18 protein-coding genes are annotated in these 15,973 nt (G+C 37.8%); all 18 read right to left on the reverse strand.

Features of this window, described 5'->3' with window-relative positions:
* Complete coding sequence (lolB2, locus tag B091_RS0104365) at positions 1 to 546, reverse strand: flexirubin biosynthesis protein LolB2 (protein WP_025069458.1); 546 nt, start codon at positions 544 to 546, stop codon at positions 1 to 3.
* Positions 521 to 1,156, reverse strand: coding sequence for a flexirubin biosynthesis/transport protein LolA2 (gene lolA2 / locus B091_RS0104370; RefSeq protein WP_018108791.1), 636 nt, complete (start codon positions 1,154 to 1,156; stop codon positions 521 to 523). Before lolA2 ends, lolB2 begins: the two co-directional genes overlap by 26 nt.
* A gap of 38 nt (positions 1,157 to 1,194) precedes the next feature.
* Entirely contained in the window at positions 1,195 to 1,878 is a 684-nt protein-coding gene (locus tag B091_RS0104375) for a polysaccharide deacetylase family protein (RefSeq protein WP_018108792.1), read from the reverse strand.
* Between the two features lie 2 nt (positions 1,879 to 1,880).
* Positions 1,881 to 2,837 carry a beta-ketoacyl synthase chain length factor gene (locus B091_RS0104380; RefSeq protein WP_018108793.1) on the reverse strand — a complete coding sequence of 319 codons (957 nt, stop codon included), beginning with the start codon at positions 2,835 to 2,837 and terminating at the stop codon, positions 1,881 to 1,883.
* A 3-nt stretch (positions 2,838 to 2,840) separates the two neighbouring features.
* Positions 2,841 to 4,031, reverse strand: coding sequence for a beta-ketoacyl-[acyl-carrier-protein] synthase family protein (locus B091_RS0104385; protein WP_018108794.1), 1,191 nt, complete (start codon positions 4,029 to 4,031; stop codon positions 2,841 to 2,843).
* Positions 4,028 to 4,282, reverse strand: a complete 255-nt coding sequence (locus B091_RS0104390; protein ID WP_018108795.1) for a phosphopantetheine-binding protein — start codon at positions 4,280 to 4,282, stop codon at positions 4,028 to 4,030. The genes B091_RS0104385 and B091_RS0104390 overlap by 4 nt, the downstream gene beginning before the upstream one ends.
* 1 nt (position 4,283) lies before the next feature.
* Positions 4,284 to 6,017, reverse strand: coding sequence for a beta-ketoacyl synthase N-terminal-like domain-containing protein (locus B091_RS0104395; protein ID WP_018108796.1), 1,734 nt, complete (start codon positions 6,015 to 6,017; stop codon positions 4,284 to 4,286).
* The gene (locus B091_RS0104400; RefSeq protein WP_018108797.1) at positions 5,990 to 6,436 is read right to left on the reverse strand and encodes an acyl-CoA thioesterase; all 447 of its coding nucleotides are present in this window, start codon (positions 6,434 to 6,436) and stop codon (positions 5,990 to 5,992) included. Before B091_RS0104400 ends, B091_RS0104395 begins: the two co-directional genes overlap by 28 nt.
* Positions 6,423 to 6,860: a hotdog family protein gene (locus B091_RS0104405; RefSeq protein ID WP_018108798.1), complete on the reverse strand. Its 438-nt coding sequence runs from the start codon at positions 6,858 to 6,860 to the stop codon at positions 6,423 to 6,425. Before B091_RS0104405 ends, B091_RS0104400 begins: the two co-directional genes overlap by 14 nt.
* Before the next feature lies 1 nt (position 6,861).
* Entirely contained in the window at positions 6,862 to 7,935 is a 1,074-nt protein-coding gene (locus B091_RS0104410) for a FlxJ family methyltransferase (protein WP_018108799.1), read from the reverse strand.
* A 23-nt stretch (positions 7,936 to 7,958) separates the two neighbouring features.
* On the reverse strand, positions 7,959 to 8,843 hold the full coding sequence (locus B091_RS0104415) for a lysophospholipid acyltransferase family protein (RefSeq protein WP_018108800.1): 885 nt from the start codon (positions 8,841 to 8,843) through the stop codon (positions 7,959 to 7,961).
* Positions 8,840 to 9,094, reverse strand: coding sequence for an acyl carrier protein (locus tag B091_RS0104420; RefSeq protein WP_018108801.1), 255 nt, complete (start codon positions 9,092 to 9,094; stop codon positions 8,840 to 8,842). Before B091_RS0104420 ends, B091_RS0104415 begins: the two co-directional genes overlap by 4 nt.
* A gap of 18 nt (positions 9,095 to 9,112) precedes the next feature.
* A complete protein-coding gene (locus tag B091_RS0104425; RefSeq protein ID WP_018108802.1) occupies positions 9,113 to 10,336 on the reverse strand; it encodes a beta-ketoacyl-[acyl-carrier-protein] synthase family protein in 1,224 nt (407 codons plus the stop codon).
* A 5-nt stretch (positions 10,337 to 10,341) separates the two neighbouring features.
* Entirely contained in the window at positions 10,342 to 11,070 is a 729-nt protein-coding gene (gene flxB / locus B091_RS0104430) for a flexirubin biosynthesis SDR family reductase FlxB (RefSeq protein ID WP_025069455.1), read from the reverse strand.
* Positions 11,070 to 12,584, reverse strand: a complete 1,515-nt coding sequence (gene flxA, locus B091_RS0104435) for a flexirubin biosynthesis tyrosine ammonia-lyase FlxA (RefSeq protein WP_018108804.1) — start codon at positions 12,582 to 12,584, stop codon at positions 11,070 to 11,072. The genes flxB and flxA overlap by 1 nt, the downstream gene beginning before the upstream one ends.
* Positions 12,585 to 12,832: 248 nt before the next feature.
* Positions 12,833 to 13,309, reverse strand: coding sequence for a thioredoxin (gene trxA / locus B091_RS0104440; RefSeq protein ID WP_018108805.1), 477 nt, complete (start codon positions 13,307 to 13,309; stop codon positions 12,833 to 12,835).
* A gap of 22 nt (positions 13,310 to 13,331) precedes the next feature.
* Positions 13,332 to 13,628, reverse strand: coding sequence for a thioredoxin (gene trxA / locus B091_RS0104445; protein ID WP_018108806.1), 297 nt, complete (start codon positions 13,626 to 13,628; stop codon positions 13,332 to 13,334).
* Between the two features lie 114 nt (positions 13,629 to 13,742).
* Entirely contained in the window at positions 13,743 to 15,905 is a 2,163-nt protein-coding gene (locus B091_RS0104450) for a S46 family peptidase (RefSeq protein ID WP_018108807.1), read from the reverse strand.
* Positions 15,906 to 15,973: the final 68 nt, after the last annotated feature.

Raw genomic sequence — 15,973 nt, forward strand, 5'->3', positions numbered from 1 at the left:
TTAATTATCCAATAAGGGGTGGAGTACTATATACAATTTAATCAAAGGGTGTCTTAATTCAATTTTCGAAGAGGTCTCTTGGCCCTGCTCAAACACACAGATATCTGTCTTACCAAAGCCACTACCTTTCCGAAACTTCTTAAAGAAACGTGTATCGGTTAATAGTCGACGATCTTGATTGGGCAGAAGCAATAATTTAAAGTCTCTCTCCAAGAGTTGAAGTAGCTTTTTATGCTCAAGAGGCTCTATACATTTATTTACATGGAAATCGTGTTGCTTATCTATTGAGAAATCAAATAAGCTAAGTCCAAAATAAGTCGTTCCGATAATGCGTATATCACCATTCTTCATTTCACGCATAATCAGCATTCCACTAAAGTGATGTTTGCCAATATTCAAACTCAGGTCGAATTTGTTTGAAACCTCAGTATTAATTTGAATCAAAGGCTCACTACAGGAAGATTGTGCAAGCTGGCTAGTTCCACAACCACATAATACGACAAATAAGAGTAAGCAAAGACTAGTTGACCGTGAAAATATTTTCATCTATTGGCTGATTTAACTTCTTATGCAGAAAGAAATACTCGGTATAATTTGATTCTGTTTCTGATATTTTAAGACGATCTACCGACATATCCGCCTTTAGAATAACCATCTCTATGCGATATAAATAAGCTTTTACGGCATTGCTTTTGGGAGTTAATTGAAGCAAATAGCTTTTAGCATCTTCAAGGTAGTCTACAGTATAGTTTTTAGTCAATCCCGATAGATTTCCAATCATGCACCCCGCAATCATCTCCTGCACTTGCTGCATCATCTTATTTTTACCTAAATCAGTTGTCGCCACTTTCCCGTCAGAACGGATTTTCAATGTAGGTCCGTTGATTACAATTAAATAATCTAGAGGCTTATCATACTGCATTCTGATTTTATTGAGTTGTTTATAATAGAACTTTCCACTTGACTTAATCTCTTCATCAAAGACATCTAAATACTTTACCTGCTTAAAATCACTTTCTATTGTTTTAAGATTTCCTGAAGTTTCTTTTAGATGTGATTCAAAATCGGTTAGGCTTTTTATTGGTGTATAATGTTGGGCTTGCACGCTCAGCACACCAAGAATATATAATAATAAGGTGAACGATATTTTCTTCATACTCTGCTCTCTTTTATAAATTCAAAGTTAACAAATATTTAATCACGAAAAGCTGATTCAGGAAGATTGTCGAATCTATAGCCTTGTTCTTGCAGAAAGTCTAGAGTTTTGAGAAGTATCTGATCGGAATTATCCAAGCGATCGTGAAGTAAGATGACAGAACCAGGCTGAATACGCTTCTTTATTCTTTTCAGAATCCGACTTATATCCCCACCCTGCGTATCAAGTGTTCGAATATTCCAACCAATAACTTGATAACCTCGATCTCGTGCAATACGAGCTATGGTGGGATTAGTTACACCAAATGGAGGTCTAAACAAGTAGATAGGCTTCTCGATAACCCGACTTAGCAACTCATCGCAACAATTCAAATCAGTATTCATCTTTGATTTGGAGTAAAGAGGGAACAGACCTGAATGCGTAAAAGAATGGTTGCCTATCAAATGACCCTCATCATAGATTCTTTTTAATAGCGCTTCATTGCCTACAACTTTAGAGCCAATACAGAAAAAACAGGCTTTAGCATTATAAGCTTTTAGTATAGATAAAATCTTAGGTGTTTGAATGGGATGTGGTCCATCATCAAAGGTTAGATACACAACTCGTTGTGTAGTTTTTATACGACAGATTGCTTTTAGGTAAACTCCAGCCTGTATGCTATAAGAAGCATAGAACAGAAAGAGTGAAACCAGCAAAAGCAAAGTGCATAGTAACCAAACCATAGTTAATGTTGAATTAAAATCAGTGAAGAGCCAAAAGCCTCATCGATATTCAATAGTAGGGCATAACTTCCAACCTCAGAGTTTGAAGAGAGCTGCTCAACAGTTTTAACCAATCCAAAGGCCATTGCTGTTGGGTATTCACCACATGTCTGTTTAAACAAGAGTACAGAAGCATCTTTGAGTGCTAATATAGAAATAACTTCATCATAGATACGATCTGAGGCGAGTTTTCCATTCTTTCCTAAAGCAATAAGGCTTAAGTCGGATGGATGTAACCCATAGACTGAAAGAAAGCGAATGACTGACTCACTAACACTATCCGAGTTAGTCCCAGTAGGCAAGGTAGTAAGTCCTTTTATTTGAGCAAGGGTTGTATCTGTTTTGTCGGTACCCAAAAGAAAGAAGTTAACCCCCTCACCCGCTAAACAATTCCGATAAATTCCTAAGCGTCTAAGTGTAGTAAAACTAGAGGAAGTAAGTTCGTCAAAAGCACCAACTAAAACATTTTGCTTACCCTCGTTTAAAAGAAGCATAGCATCAGTTAAAGCACTTTCCAAACTTAAGCTACGATGCACATAAGTCATATTATAGGCTTTAGCACTCAGCAGTAAAGCAATCTGGGCTCCAATTGTATTGAAAGTCGATTGAATGAATGTTGTTGGGTTGAGTGACCCTTCGTCATACTTTATCATATCATTCAAAAACTTCTCAGTATCTTCTAAACATCCCCAACCCGTAGCTGTAATTATGCCATCCAAAGCAATATCAGCCTGATTACCTAAGCAAATTAAAGCGGAAGACACCCCCATTTTTATAACTCTACTCATACGTCTTCGCATATTGGCATTGGATATGATAGATTTGTAATCAGGGTCAGCAATTTTAGCGCATGGAATACCCGTGTACTCACCTACGGTATAATCGAAAGAAGATATTTTATTAATATATATGGGCTTCATACTTTATTTTATTGCTGAAAATACCAGTGAAGAGTTATTGCCACCAAATCCAAACGAGTTAGATAGCACATGCTTAATGCGAGCATTTTCCTCCCACTTTGTTGCAGGATATAAATTTAACCCCACCATAGAATCTTCGAAGTTTAAGTTTGGATAAATATACCCCTTAGCTACTGACAAAACAGAGTAAACTGCCTCAATACCTTCAGAGGCTCCTAAAGTATGTCCGATGTAAGACTTCACGGAGCTAAAAGCAGGAACTTGATTTCCAAAAAGTCTCTTCAGGGCATTACCCTCAGAGGAATCATTGGTTGGAGTACCTGTTCCGTGTACATTGACATAATCGATTTCAGAAGGTTGAAGACCGGCAACCCTCAAAGCTTCTGTCATAGCGGCAAATGCACCATCACCTTCTGCTGTACTACCCGCTTGATGATAGGCTTCGTTTACATTAGAGTATCCCGTTAATTCACAATAAGGAGTGCGGCTCAGACAGCTCTCGTCCTGCAAAACAAGAAAACCTGCGCCCTCACCCAAGTTTAATCCCTTACGATTTTGATCAAACGGCCTACAAACCTCTTCATCTAATAATTTCAAAGAATTGAAACCGTTAAGAGTAAATCGGCATAAAGCATCTGTCCCACCAACTAATACCGTATCGAGCATGCCTGCTTTTATCATTCTAGCACCTAGCATAATAGCATTTGAAGCCGAAGAACAAGCAGTACTAATTGTAGAAGTAAAACCTTCGATCCCCAGATGCTGAGCAATAGCAAGAGTACTGGCAGAACAATCGTGCATTAAGACCTCTTCAAGATTCCCACCAGAATTTGGATCTTCACGAAATGACTTATAAAAGTTCTCACTTAAATCAATTCCACCAACCGAAGTAGCAGAGATCAAACCAATCTTTTGAGTTTTAAACTCCAGATTAGCATCAATAATAGCTTCTTTAGCTGCCAGCATTCCCAAAAGAGCCGTACGCGAGATGATACAATCGGTATTAAGCCCTAATAGTGACTTTAGCTCCTCGTTAGAGTATTTAACCTGCCCTACAGGAACTTGAAGTTTAGTTGACAGATACTTATCGACACCAATTCCTGTTTTCTCCAAACGCAAGGCTTGCATATTCTCATCCAAACAAGTTCCGATTGCCGAAATCACCCCAACTCCAGTGACAAAAACCTTTATCATTTACGATTCTTGTCAATAAAATCAGCGAGTGTTTGTACAGAATAAAACACCTCTTTAGCATTTTCAAGATTATCAATCTTGATGCCATACTCTCTCTCGAGAATCAATATAATTTCAAGTGCATCTATCGAGTCTAAACCCAGTCCATCCCCAAATAATGGAGCACTAGTTTCGATATCTTCGGGGGTAATGTCTTCGAGATTTAAAGCTTCAATAAGTTGCTCTTTAAGTGTTTGTATCAATTGATTCATGTTATATTTTCTTCAGTAGTTTAAATTCTGCTTTATAATTGTCTTCGAATAATTCGCACCAACCCATGATGCAATAATCTAGGTTGTCACTACGCATTACCGAAGTACTGTAATCTATCAAATCAGCTTCTTCATAGCTATTTGTTATGAAGAATGTATTTTCTCCTTTAATCTTATGTCGTATGCAAAGCTCACCAAGTACAACATTGGCCAGGGTATAAACAAATACAGTCGGGCTCACTCCAGACTCTCCTTCTTTAAAAAGAAGCTTTGCATGTTTATGATCTGTATCCAACGATGAACTTTTATTAGATAAAATAATCCCCGTCTTTTCGGAATCAAAGTCAATCCCTTCCAGGAGATAAGATGAGGCAATATATCCCAATTTGCAAAGATCATCCATCTTATAGAACTTCTGATTAACAAATCCGAAATTCTTATTTGCCTGACGAATGAACGTAGGAAAGTCTTTTTCTGCTGACTCAAAGACTAACCCGCTATCGACAAATATTTTACTATCCTCTACAAGTACCGACCTTAGCCGACTAACTGTAATGGGCTCAGAACTCTCAGAAGGTTTCTGAAACTCAGGTAGACTTAACACTATAGCAGCATTACACCCACCAAAGCCTGAGGCAGTTTTAACACAGTGCATCATATCTAAAGGTTGATGTAAATTACTTACACGAAGAGGAACTGATGTACCTGTTTTTTCAAATCCAAGAGTCGCCCAGCAGATTCCATCTTTTAATTCATGTGCAGAAATAATAGTTTCAATAATACCCGAAGCTCCTAAGGTGTGACCAAAGTAAGGTTTTAAACTTTGCACGGGAACTTCTGCTAGCTCAGAAAGGCTAACAGCTTTAGATTCCATCTCATCATTGAATACAGTAGCTGTACCATGGAGGTCCAAGAAGCTCACATCTTTAGCAAGAATATTAGCCTCATTCATAGCTTTATCCATAGCCAAATGAAGTTCATAGCCTGTACGAGAGGGGCCAGATATATGATTGGCATCATTCGTTATAGCACCACCCGACAAAATAATAGCATCAGCTGATGGTGTAGCACTAAGCAATAATGCACCACAAGCTTCACCTAGGTTTAATCCGTTTCTTGATTCATCGTATGGCTTGCACTGCGTGGGGCTAATAGATCTAAAAGAAGAGAATCCACTCGCTATAAAAGGTGATAACACATCGCAACCCACCACCACAACTTGCTTATAAGTGGAATTTTGAATCAGCCGCTTACCTACAATTAATGCAGACACACCAGATATACAGGCATTGGATATAATTTTAATCCGATTAGTGGTCTTGAAATACTGTTCTATTTTAAGCCCCAGAGCGGGAAGCCATGTTTGGGTAGGAATAGCATCAGACAGAGTTAGCTGATCAATATTTCCTTTGGTAGTAGCCAAAATTAAGCCAGTATCGAATGATTGTAAATCAACTTGATATTGTAAAATCAAATCTTCAATAACACTTACAATCAAAGTTTCTGCTTTGGTAAACTCCAAAGAATCATACCTAGCAAAGCTGTCATATACTGTTTGTTTTATCCTAGCTACTTGAATTGGTCGAGACAAAAAATCCCCCGAGCCATCCAACTGAATACCTGACTGATATTCTTTTATAGCCCGTAAGTTCTCCGAAGTGGTTTCTCCCAAAGCCGTAATCATGGCATCACCAATGATATAGCACGCTATAGGATTTTTAGATTCTCTTTCCATTCTTTTAGAAAAACAGGGTTAACCAACTCTAGTTTATTTGAGGAATTTAAGAAAACCTGAGTACTCTGACCCGTTGCCATAATGAGTCCATCTCTTTCTCTTAATACCGTATATGTAAATTGTAGTTTGGCTGCTTGACAAGCATGATAGCTAGTCTCTATGATAATTGTATCACCAAATGTTAGTGATTGCTTAAACTGGCAGTGAATATCCACAACTGGAGCTGTATATCCATTCTCATAGATAGTAGTATAGCTTAAGCCAAATTCCCTACCAAAAGCTTCACGTCCGTCTTCAAAGAACTTCAAATAATTGCCGTGCCAAACAACTCCCATAGCATCAGTTTCACTAAAACGAACATGGACACGAGTTCTATTTATCAAAGTTGGCTCTTTAAGCTCTTTTTTATTTCTTCTCATCTCCTAAAAATATCTTCATATTGCAGGATGCAATCAGTGTTGTACCAATATATACCTCTGCATAAATCAGAGTAAGTCCAAATATCTCTTGAAGTACCCTTATTTGAGTATCAAGAATATCACCCACCTTGGGGAAACTACGAATAGTTAGTTTATCCACCGAGCCAATATAGCCTATGGGCACCTCTTCGTTCTTTAATTTGTAAATATAGCCAATTCGAGCTGCTGCAGATTGAGCAATATGTTCTATGAGTCCAGACTCAGTAAAGCTTTGCCCCTCAATAAAAATATTATCATCTAGAATCGTTAAGTTAGATAATGAAATATCGTCCTCAAGACCTCTAAACTTGTCAACCATTATAATAGGTGCTCGCTGAGGAATTAAACTCAATAAAGACTCTCCCACACAAGGTAATTCAATCATATCATTTCTTTAATTTGCATTCTAGCAATGTGTGCCCTAATCCTAAATTATCAGTTAGCTTTACTACCTCTAGCCCAGCCTCACGAATATAGTCAAAAAGGTCTTCAGAATAAAACATCTTACTATTTCCATTGGCCATAGCAGTAAAGTAAAGACTAATTTGAGCCAAATCAAAAGAAGCAGCTGGATATTTTTGACGATCCCAGAGTGTTTCCATTATAAAAATACGGCCCGACTCGCTTAGAGCTTCTCTAACTTTCTTCAGAATACGCATCACATCAGAAGCTGAGAAACAATCTAGAAACTGACTCATCCAAATCACATCATGTCCTTCAGGAAGTTTAGTATCCTTCTGCAACAAGTTTAACCCTACCCCATGAATCCGAGAAGCATTTTGGTTTGAAGAAGTATTATGCTTCATCATTTCTATCTGTTGAGGTAAATCAACAATCGTTACCTCAACATCCTTAGCAAAATCAACACAGTTCAAAGCCCATTTGCCTGTATTTCCCCCAATATCCATTAGCTTCGAAACAGGCTCAGCAAATACAATATTTAATGCCTGCTTGAAAGAGTTGTCAGAATAGAAATGATCAAAGTCAAACCAACTCTTTTGAACATCTGCATCCAAAGAAGATAGCCCCTGGTAAATGGTTTCCCAATCCCCAAGAACCTTTAGCCCCTCAGGTTTTCCGTTTAACAAGGCTTCCTCTAAATGGAACATTCCTTTATAGTTAACATCGTGGTTAAAGTTCATATTAACTCTAACCATCTCATCGTTAACAAGAAACCAGCCAAGCTTTGTTATGAGGTATTTATTCTCTTTCAGAATCACAGAGCCAATAGTGAGTGAAGATTCGAGCAATACTTGAGCAGCATAGTTTGATAGCTTCGTCTTTTGAGCGATTTGTTCAAGTGCAAGACCTTCTTTCTGATCAGCTAAAATGCTAAAGATGCCAAATTTCACCATCAACCGAGAGACTTGGAAAGTAACAGGTCCAAAAGCAATTTCATGTGCAATGCGTTGTGCATCAGCTGCGAAATATTGCTCCTTAGTATATCGAGGATTAATCATAGTATTTTTCTTAAAAGTAAGTCTTATTTCCAGAAATCGTAATAGTTAAACCACTGTTCTGGATAAGTTTTAAGCACCTCATCAAGTGCTTTAGTATAAGCATTTAGAAGAGACTGCTCTGGTCGTACACCTTTAACCGACTCTAGTCCATCCAGCACAAAGAATTTAAAACGATAGGTTCGTTTAGGTTCACGCATTGCAAAATAAAAGACAACCGGAGTCTTCATCTTTGAAGCCAATAAAAATGGTCCTAATGGGAATTTAGCATTCTTACCCAGTAAAGACGACTCAAGCAGTTTTTCATCACGCACGAATCGATCTCCCTGAAAACAAACGTATTCATGCTCAGACAGTGCTTTAGTAATTGCAAAGACATGAGCTAAGCTATCTTTATTTACAGGTATAATTTTAAAATCCTGAGCTTGTGAGTGCCGTTCTAAAACTCTTTTTATACGTTGATGCTCATTGTCAAACATCACGATATTTATCTTTTTACCGTATTTATCGAAGAAGGGTGCACCTATTTCCCAATAACCAACATGAGCACCTATCATGACTACCCCAGTATCTTGGTTTAGTACAGATAAGAACTCATCGTAATTTTCGAATTCAAAATGATATTCATTGGATTTACCCATACCCAAAGCAACTTTATCAATTAAAATCTGGCCTAAACGATAATAGTTGCTAAATAGCAATCTTACGGATTTAGGAATGTTGTATTTGCATATTTCACGAGCATACTTCCAAATACTTCGCGTAGCCTCTGGTGCAAATGGAATGAAATAAATCACTACCAGACCCAGAAATAAATAAGCAAAACGAACTCCGAAGATCCGAATTAAGTAAACGAAGAACAGGTAACCAAACAGACCACCACGTGTCTGTCCCTCCCACTTTTTTTTCATGATTCTTTCTCAGAAACCTTTTTAATAATCAAAGAGTATAAATCTTGGAATGTTTTCACTTCCTGAAAATCGGTAGTTGTAAGCGTAAAACCAAAGTTCTTTTCAATAAGAACAACCATATCCACTAGATCAAGACTGTCTAATTCTAAGGTTGCCTGTAGAGGAGCCTCGGGCTGAATTGTGTCGATATCCACTTCAAATTCCTCAGCCAAAACTTCTCTTATATTTTCGATTATCTGTTCGTTATTCATTTTATGTTTGTGTTTATATTATACTTTCTTTACGATTAAAGTGGCATTCGTCCCTCCAAATCCAAAGGAGTTTGACAAGAATGCATCGAACTCTAAATCAATTATTTTAGTGGGAATATTCAATTTAGAAGCTACCTCATCGGGTTCTTCTAAATTGATATTAGGAGCTATAAAGTTGTTATTCATCATCAAAACAGAATAAACCACCTCACTAGCACCTGCCATCCACATCTCATGCCCTGTCATAGACTTAGTAGAGGCTACATATGGATTTAATCCCTCAAAAACCTCAGCTATAGCCTTTGCTTCATTCATATCTCCAACAGGAGTTGAAGTAGCATGAGCATTAATATATTTAATATCCTCAAGAGATAAGCCCGAGTTCTTCAAAGCCATCATCAACGAACGCTTAGGCCCGTCAACATTAGGTACTGAGATATGATCCCCATTCGAAGAAAATCCGTATCCTACCACTTCTGCAAGAATTGGAGCACCTCGCTCTACGGCCGACTCATACGTTTCTAGCATAAGACTTGCTGCACCACCACTGGGCACAAGACCATCGCGATTCTTATCGAACGGACGAGAAGCTTCTTTAGGAGCATCTTCACGAGATGAAAAAGCACCTAGACCATCAAAACTACCAACAGAATAGATATTGACCTCTTGAGCTCCACCACATAAGATACGATCTTGCATCCCCGATTTGATCAAGAAATAAGCCATACCAATAGCATGAGAACCACTAGCACAAGCACCAGCAATGGTAAAATTCACACCTCGAAGGTTGAAAATCACCGATAAATTCATTGTAACGGTAGAGTTCATCGACTTAAAAATTGAACCTGAGCCAACGAGAGCTGTATTCTTTTTTTCTCGGATAATATCAATTGCTTCAATAACAGGTTCAGCACTACTATCATTACCATATAGAATACCAACCTCGTTATTTTCTAAAAAGTCTTTGTCTATTTTGGCTTGTTCGAAAGCCTCAAGTGTAGCTACTACAGCATATTCACCTTGTTCAGGCAAATAGAGTCTCTCTTTTCGATGTAAAACACCTTTCAAGTTAGGTCTCTCTAGTATACCCGTCAGAGAAGAGGTATAACCCATTTCTTTACGATTTAGATCAATACCAATCCCCGATTTTCCTTCTTTGAGAGATTCTTTAACCTCTTCTTTATTTTTTCCTATACAAGAATAGATTCCCATCCCTGTAATCACAACTCTTCTATCCATCATCTACTTTAAGTATATAATCCTCCATTAATAGAGATTACTTCTCCTGTAATATAGCTTGCTTCTTTTGAAGCAAGGAAACCCACTAAAGAAGCAACTTCCTCAGGCTGACAAAATCGTCTTAGAGGAATCATGTTTTTCAATGATTTCTCATCCAAATCAGCTGTCATATCTGTTTCGACATACCCTGGTGCTACAGCATTAACCGTAACATTCTTTCTACCAACCTCTTGGGCCAAAGCTTTTGTAGCCGATATTATCGCACCCTTAGAGGCAGAATAATTAACTTGTCCAGGCATACCTTTGAGCCCCGACAAAGATACAATATTGATAATACGCCCAAACTTATTAGCCAACATATTCTTCAGTAGTGATTGTGTGACATAAAAGAACCCATCAACACTTATATCAAGCACTTTATGCCATTCGTCATGGGTCATCCAAAACAAGAGATTATCTCTACGAATTCCTGCATTATTAACCAAGATTTCAATACATGATTCAGGATGAGAAGTCACGAAACTCGTTAGCACATTTGATACAGCCTCTGCATCAGAGACATCGAACTTCAGTAGTTCACCATCTCCTCCACATGATCTAATCAGGTCTAAGGTCTTGTTAGCCTCAGCATCATTACTTTGATAATTTACCAAAACATGGTAGCCCATACTTGCCAATTTAACACAAATAGCCCTACCAATACCTCGGCTCCCCCCTGTAACTAATGCACATTTCATCATCTATTATCTTTTAAAAAGGTAATCATTCGTTCTATCTCTTTATATTTAGGAGTATCATCCACAAAAGCAGGAAAGAAATCTCTCACTTCTTTAAATATCTTATGTGTATGAGTACTCAAGTCTTTTTCAATCTCTAAAATACTAACAGCTTGCGCTATCCCCATGTACAATACTGACATTACTTGAAATGAGTTATCCACAACCCTTTTTGCTAAAAGAGCCGAGTTAGTGCCCATACTCACGATGTCTTGGTTATCATTATTGTTTGGAATACTATGCACATACATAGAATTTGACAGTGTTTGACATTCAGCCGTAGTCGAAGTTGCTGTAAACTGAGAGGCTTGCAAACCATAATTTAACCCTAGCGTTCCCATATTGACAAATGGAGGTAAAATCTCATTTATCTTGTCATGAAATAAGTAGTTAATCTGACGCTCACAAAGCATTGTTAACTTGGTTATGGCCATTTTGAGTTTATCCATTTCGAAAGATACATAGTCACCGTGAAAGTTGCCTCCGTGATACACATTTTGTGTATCCTTATCAATTACTGGATTATCGCATACAGAGTTAACCTCATCGATTAATACTTGTTCTGTATTAGCCAAGGCATCATATATAGGCCCTAAAATCTGAGGGACACAACGCAGTGAGTAATAGGGCTGCACCTTATGTCGAAAGACTTTCTCTGTGTTATCTTTAGTATAAAGTTCCAACTCACGTTTGAGTACGCATTTACTATCTTTTATTCGCTCTCTCATCAGCTGAGCAACTACTTGTTGACCTACATGATGCTTTGCCTCGTTTAAAGGTAAAGACATAAAGTCATCATAAGAACTTGCTATCTCATTCATCAGAATAGATGAACTTATAGCACGATCGAAAAGTCGGTTTGCATAGATTAGATTGACAAGCCCAATTCCAACCATAACAGAGGTACCATTAGTACACGACAACCCCTCACGAATATGCATCTGAATAGGTTTTAAACCTAGCTCATCAAAAACAGAGGATGTACTGCGTAAAACACCTTGATAGAATACTTCTCCTTCTCCAATTAGCGTTAATGCCATATGAGCAAGCTGAACTAGATCTCCACTAGCCCCCACACTACCATGCTCAGGAATAAAAGGATAGATTTCATTATTTATGAAGCTAACTAGCTGAAGCACCAACTCACGATGAACCCCTGATTTACCTTGAAGAAAAGTCAAAAGGCGAGCCACCATAGCTGCTCTTACATATATTTCAGGAAGAGGGTCTCCAGCGCCTGTTGAATGGCTACGAATAATATTAAATTGAAGTTCCTTTAAGTGTCGGTCTTCAATTCGGAATTGAGCCATCGGACCAAAGCCCGTATTGATACCGTATATTATCTTATCCTTAGAAAATGCTTTTAAAAAATAAAAACTATCATCGACAACTTTCAAGTCATCCTCAGACAGTATAATTTCTTTCTTATGAAAGATAACATCTTCTAATTCTTTCAGGCCTAATTTTTCAATCATTTTATCAAACTTAGTTAAGAGTGGTACTCACTAAGGTGCAAATTTATAATAAAATAAAAACATAGACAATCCTTTGAGTGCTTATAAAAACGCAACAAATACATTCAAACACAAGTTAATCCTAGCTTATTAGACTTAAAATCTTAATAATCGTAAGCTTAGATACAGCCACATACTAGACAATAAAAAAAAGAAGCCTGTTTGAAATTAATCAAACAGGCTTCTTTCTTATATTAAAGTTTAGATAACTACTCCTTTAAAAGGAACTCATCAATTGCTTTTTTGTAGGTTGCTTTATCTGCAGCACCTGGCATCAATTGTGGTGTACCATTTTTAGGAATAAACACCAATAATGGAATGCTTGTTACATTGAACAGACCAGCAAGTTCTTTTTCTTTGTCCACATTTACCTTGTAGATGGTGATTTTACCATCATACTCCTTAGCTAAATCTTTAAGAATAGGTGCAATCATTCGACATGGTGCACACCAATCAGCATACAGGTCAATGATAACAGGCTTATCGCCTTTAAATGCCCACTCTTTAGATTTCTCGTAGTCGAAAACATCTTTAATGAACATCTCTTTATTCATTTTTATTACCTCACCATCTTTAGCCTCAACATTCTGAATTTCAGCAGTCTCTTCAATAGCTGAAGATTTAGTAAAAGCATAACTTGTTACGCTAAGTACGGCAATGGCAAAAAGTGCTATGTATTTTCTCATTTATTATTTATTTAGTTCTTAATTAGATGTATTTTTCTAGCATAGAGATCAATTCCTTTTGAGCAATTAGACCCGAATGTCTCCAAAGAGGTTCTCCGTCTTTAAAGATAATAAAAGTCGGAACAGTTTGAATACGATATTCAGTAGCTAATTCACCGAACTTATCAATATCAATCTTAACAATTCTCGCTTTTTCGCCTATAGACTCTTTAACCTTATCTAAAATCGGCATCATAGTCTTACAGGGGCCGCACCACTCTGCAAAGAAGTCAATCAGTACAGGTTGTTCGGATTTTATCAATTCATTAAATTTTTCCATATCTACTTGTTTTAATGTACAACTATTGCATTAGCATGTCAATGCTGCTAATTTAAGTATAAAACATAATGCAATGCACTTTGTTCGGTTTAGTTTCCATCTGAAACTATAAATCTATTCAACAAGTGTTAATTCATCTATGATGTGCTTTGCACCAGCAAACTTATCGATTATGAATAAAACATAGCGAATATCAACAGTAGCAGCACGTTGTGAAGAGGGTCTAAAGGCAATATCGCCTGTTAAGCCTTCATAATTTCGATCGAAGCCTACACCAACTAATTCGCCCTTACCATTCATCACTGGGCTACCCGAATTCCCACCTGTATTGTCGGTATCAACAATAAAACAAACAGGCATCTCACCCTTTGAGTTAGCATAGCGACCATAATCTTTGGTTTGATACAACTCTTTAAGACGAGCAGGAACAACGAACTCCCAATTATTAGGATCTTCTTTTTCCATAACTCCCTCAAGTGTAGTATATGACTCAAACCACTTACCATCCGAAGGCTTGTAACCGCGTTTGCTACCATAGGTCAGACGGATTGTTGAGTTGGCGTCGGGGTAGATTGGCAAACCATTGGCCTGACGAAGCTGCATCATTCCATCAACCCAAGTCTTATGCGCTAAATCGTAAGCAAGATTAGCCTCTGCAGTCTTCTTGTTTTCAAGTTCTATAGCAGCAGCAACTTCAGCACGAAAACTGATCAAAGGATCATTTTCGAGCGCAGCTAGCGACGGATTAGCAATAAAGCCTTCAAAATTATCTGGAGATGCAAATATAGACTTCGTAAATATAGCCTCAACTAAACTGTGTATATTCCCCTTATAGATAGGATTTGAAGCAGCAACCAAATTTATTTCTTGATTCTCAGGAATAATCTCTTTATAAACCGTTAGCAACTGGGTCATTACATTTCGCTCAACCCCAGGGTAAGGAACCTCTTTAAAGTAGTTGTTAGCCTTTTTAATAAGTGATTCCTTTGCTTGCTCAATATTCTTTGATTTACCTGATTCTAAAGCTGATTTGAGTGCAGCTGTAGATGGAATATGAGTTACATCTAACCCACTTAAGAAACACTCCGCTAAAGCCTCTGCATGAAGCTTAGCATCGTGTCGCTGAGCTACAATATCACGTATAGCATCGAAAGCCTCCTGATAGGCAGGATTGTCTGTTTGAACACCATAACTTAATAGCTGTTCTTGCTGAGCTTTTTTAGTATCTAACACTTTGAGGCGAACCAACCCCTCATTCATACCAATAGCATTTTTCCAGTAGTTGGCTGAACCTGCATATTTGCTCGCATAGTGAATGCGTACAGCATCATCTTTCTGCATCTCACTCATCAAAGCTTTCAAGCGATAGCCACGCACTGTTTGACGCAAGAAATTGGTGGTTTGCATACGCTCTTCAACCTCATCTGCTATCATATAACGCCAGTTACGACCAGGAAAACCCATTAAAAAAGCAAACTCATCGTCCTGAATACCATTTAGGTTGATAGATAAGTGTTTTTTAGGATGCAAAGGAATATTCTTTTCAGAATAGTCGGCAGGACTACCATCGGCATTGGCGTAGATACGGAATAGAGAGAAATCTCCCGTATGACGAGGCCACATCCAGTTGTCAGAATCTGCACCATACTTACCTATAGAAGATGGCGGGGTGCCTACCAAGCGAATATCTTTATAAACAGTCTTCACGAAAAGCATATAGCGATTACCTCCATAAAAAGGACGTAACTCGATTTCGGTAAAAGGTGTTTGTTTAATCTTATGTTTTTTAGCAAAACGCTCAGCTACTTTATTTAAGAATGTTGTTGATAGGAAGTTTTGAGCGCGCTCTTTCTCATTTTTGGATAGTTGATCTTCTACAAAACGAGTTACATCAAGAATCTTATCGATAAAAGTAACCGTAAGCCCCTCTGCAGGCAACTCACCTTGAAGATCTTTAGCCCAATAGCCATCAGTAAGATAATCATGTTTTACACTACTTAGTTTCTGAATAGCTCCATAACCACAATGGTGATTAGTAAGCACCAGACCTTGAGATGAGATTACCTCACCCGTACAACCGCGGCCAAAATGAACCACAGCATCTTTGAGGGATAAAGCAGATTCGGCATAAACCTGATCAATAGGAATTTCGAGACCCAATTCTAACATTGTTGCGGCATTTTGGGTTTTAAGGTCGGGTAGTAACCACATTCCCTCATCGGCATACGAACTTACCGAACACAACGATAAAAGAGCTACTAATAGTTTCTTTTTCATGATAGTTTTAGTTTAAATATAAAAGAGGTTAGAAGCTACAGCCTCTAACCTCTCTAAGTTAGTTGTTT

The organism is Bacteroides propionicifaciens DSM 19291 = JCM 14649 (assembly GCF_000375405.1).
In the GTDB taxonomy this organism is placed as follows: domain Bacteria; phylum Bacteroidota; class Bacteroidia; order Bacteroidales; family Bacteroidaceae; genus Bacteroides_E; species Bacteroides_E propionicifaciens.

What these genes read in the sequence shown, in the direction of transcription:
- lolB2 (WP_025069458.1), bottom strand. Translation starts at nt 546, where the DNA reads ATGAAAATATTTTCACGGTCAACTAGTCTTTGCTTACTCTTATTTGTC.
- lolA2 (WP_018108791.1), bottom strand. Translation starts at nt 1,156, where the DNA reads ATGAAGAAAATATCGTTCACCTTATTATTATATATTCTTGGTGTGCTG.
- B091_RS0104375 (WP_018108792.1), bottom strand. Translation starts at nt 1,878, where the DNA reads ATGGTTTGGTTACTATGCACTTTGCTTTTGCTGGTTTCACTCTTTCTG.
- B091_RS0104380 (WP_018108793.1), bottom strand. Translation starts at nt 2,837, where the DNA reads ATGAAGCCCATATATATTAATAAAATATCTTCTTTCGATTATACCGTA.
- B091_RS0104385 (WP_018108794.1), bottom strand. Translation starts at nt 4,031, where the DNA reads ATGATAAAGGTTTTTGTCACTGGAGTTGGGGTGATTTCGGCAATCGGA.
- B091_RS0104390 (WP_018108795.1), bottom strand. Translation starts at nt 4,282, where the DNA reads ATGAATCAATTGATACAAACACTTAAAGAGCAACTTATTGAAGCTTTA.
- B091_RS0104395 (WP_018108796.1), bottom strand. Translation starts at nt 6,017, where the DNA reads ATGGAAAGAGAATCTAAAAATCCTATAGCGTGCTATATCATTGGTGAT.
- B091_RS0104400 (WP_018108797.1), bottom strand. Translation starts at nt 6,436, where the DNA reads ATGAGAAGAAATAAAAAAGAGCTTAAAGAGCCAACTTTGATAAATAGA.
- B091_RS0104405 (WP_018108798.1), bottom strand. Translation starts at nt 6,860, where the DNA reads ATGATTGAATTACCTTGTGTGGGAGAGTCTTTATTGAGTTTAATTCCT.
- B091_RS0104410 (WP_018108799.1), bottom strand. Translation starts at nt 7,935, where the DNA reads ATGATTAATCCTCGATATACTAAGGAGCAATATTTCGCAGCTGATGCA.
- B091_RS0104415 (WP_018108800.1), bottom strand. Translation starts at nt 8,843, where the DNA reads ATGAAAAAAAAGTGGGAGGGACAGACACGTGGTGGTCTGTTTGGTTAC.
- B091_RS0104420 (WP_018108801.1), bottom strand. Translation starts at nt 9,094, where the DNA reads ATGAATAACGAACAGATAATCGAAAATATAAGAGAAGTTTTGGCTGAG.
- B091_RS0104425 (WP_018108802.1), bottom strand. Translation starts at nt 10,336, where the DNA reads ATGATGGATAGAAGAGTTGTGATTACAGGGATGGGAATCTATTCTTGT.
- flxB (WP_025069455.1), bottom strand. Translation starts at nt 11,070, where the DNA reads ATGAAATGTGCATTAGTTACAGGGGGGAGCCGAGGTATTGGTAGGGCT.
- flxA (WP_018108804.1), bottom strand. Translation starts at nt 12,584, where the DNA reads ATGATTGAAAAATTAGGCCTGAAAGAATTAGAAGATGTTATCTTTCAT.
- trxA (WP_018108805.1), bottom strand. Translation starts at nt 13,309, where the DNA reads ATGAGAAAATACATAGCACTTTTTGCCATTGCCGTACTTAGCGTAACA.
- trxA (WP_018108806.1), bottom strand. Translation starts at nt 13,628, where the DNA reads ATGGAAAAATTTAATGAATTGATAAAATCCGAACAACCTGTACTGATT.
- B091_RS0104450 (WP_018108807.1), bottom strand. Translation starts at nt 15,905, where the DNA reads ATGAAAAAGAAACTATTAGTAGCTCTTTTATCGTTGTGTTCGGTAAGT.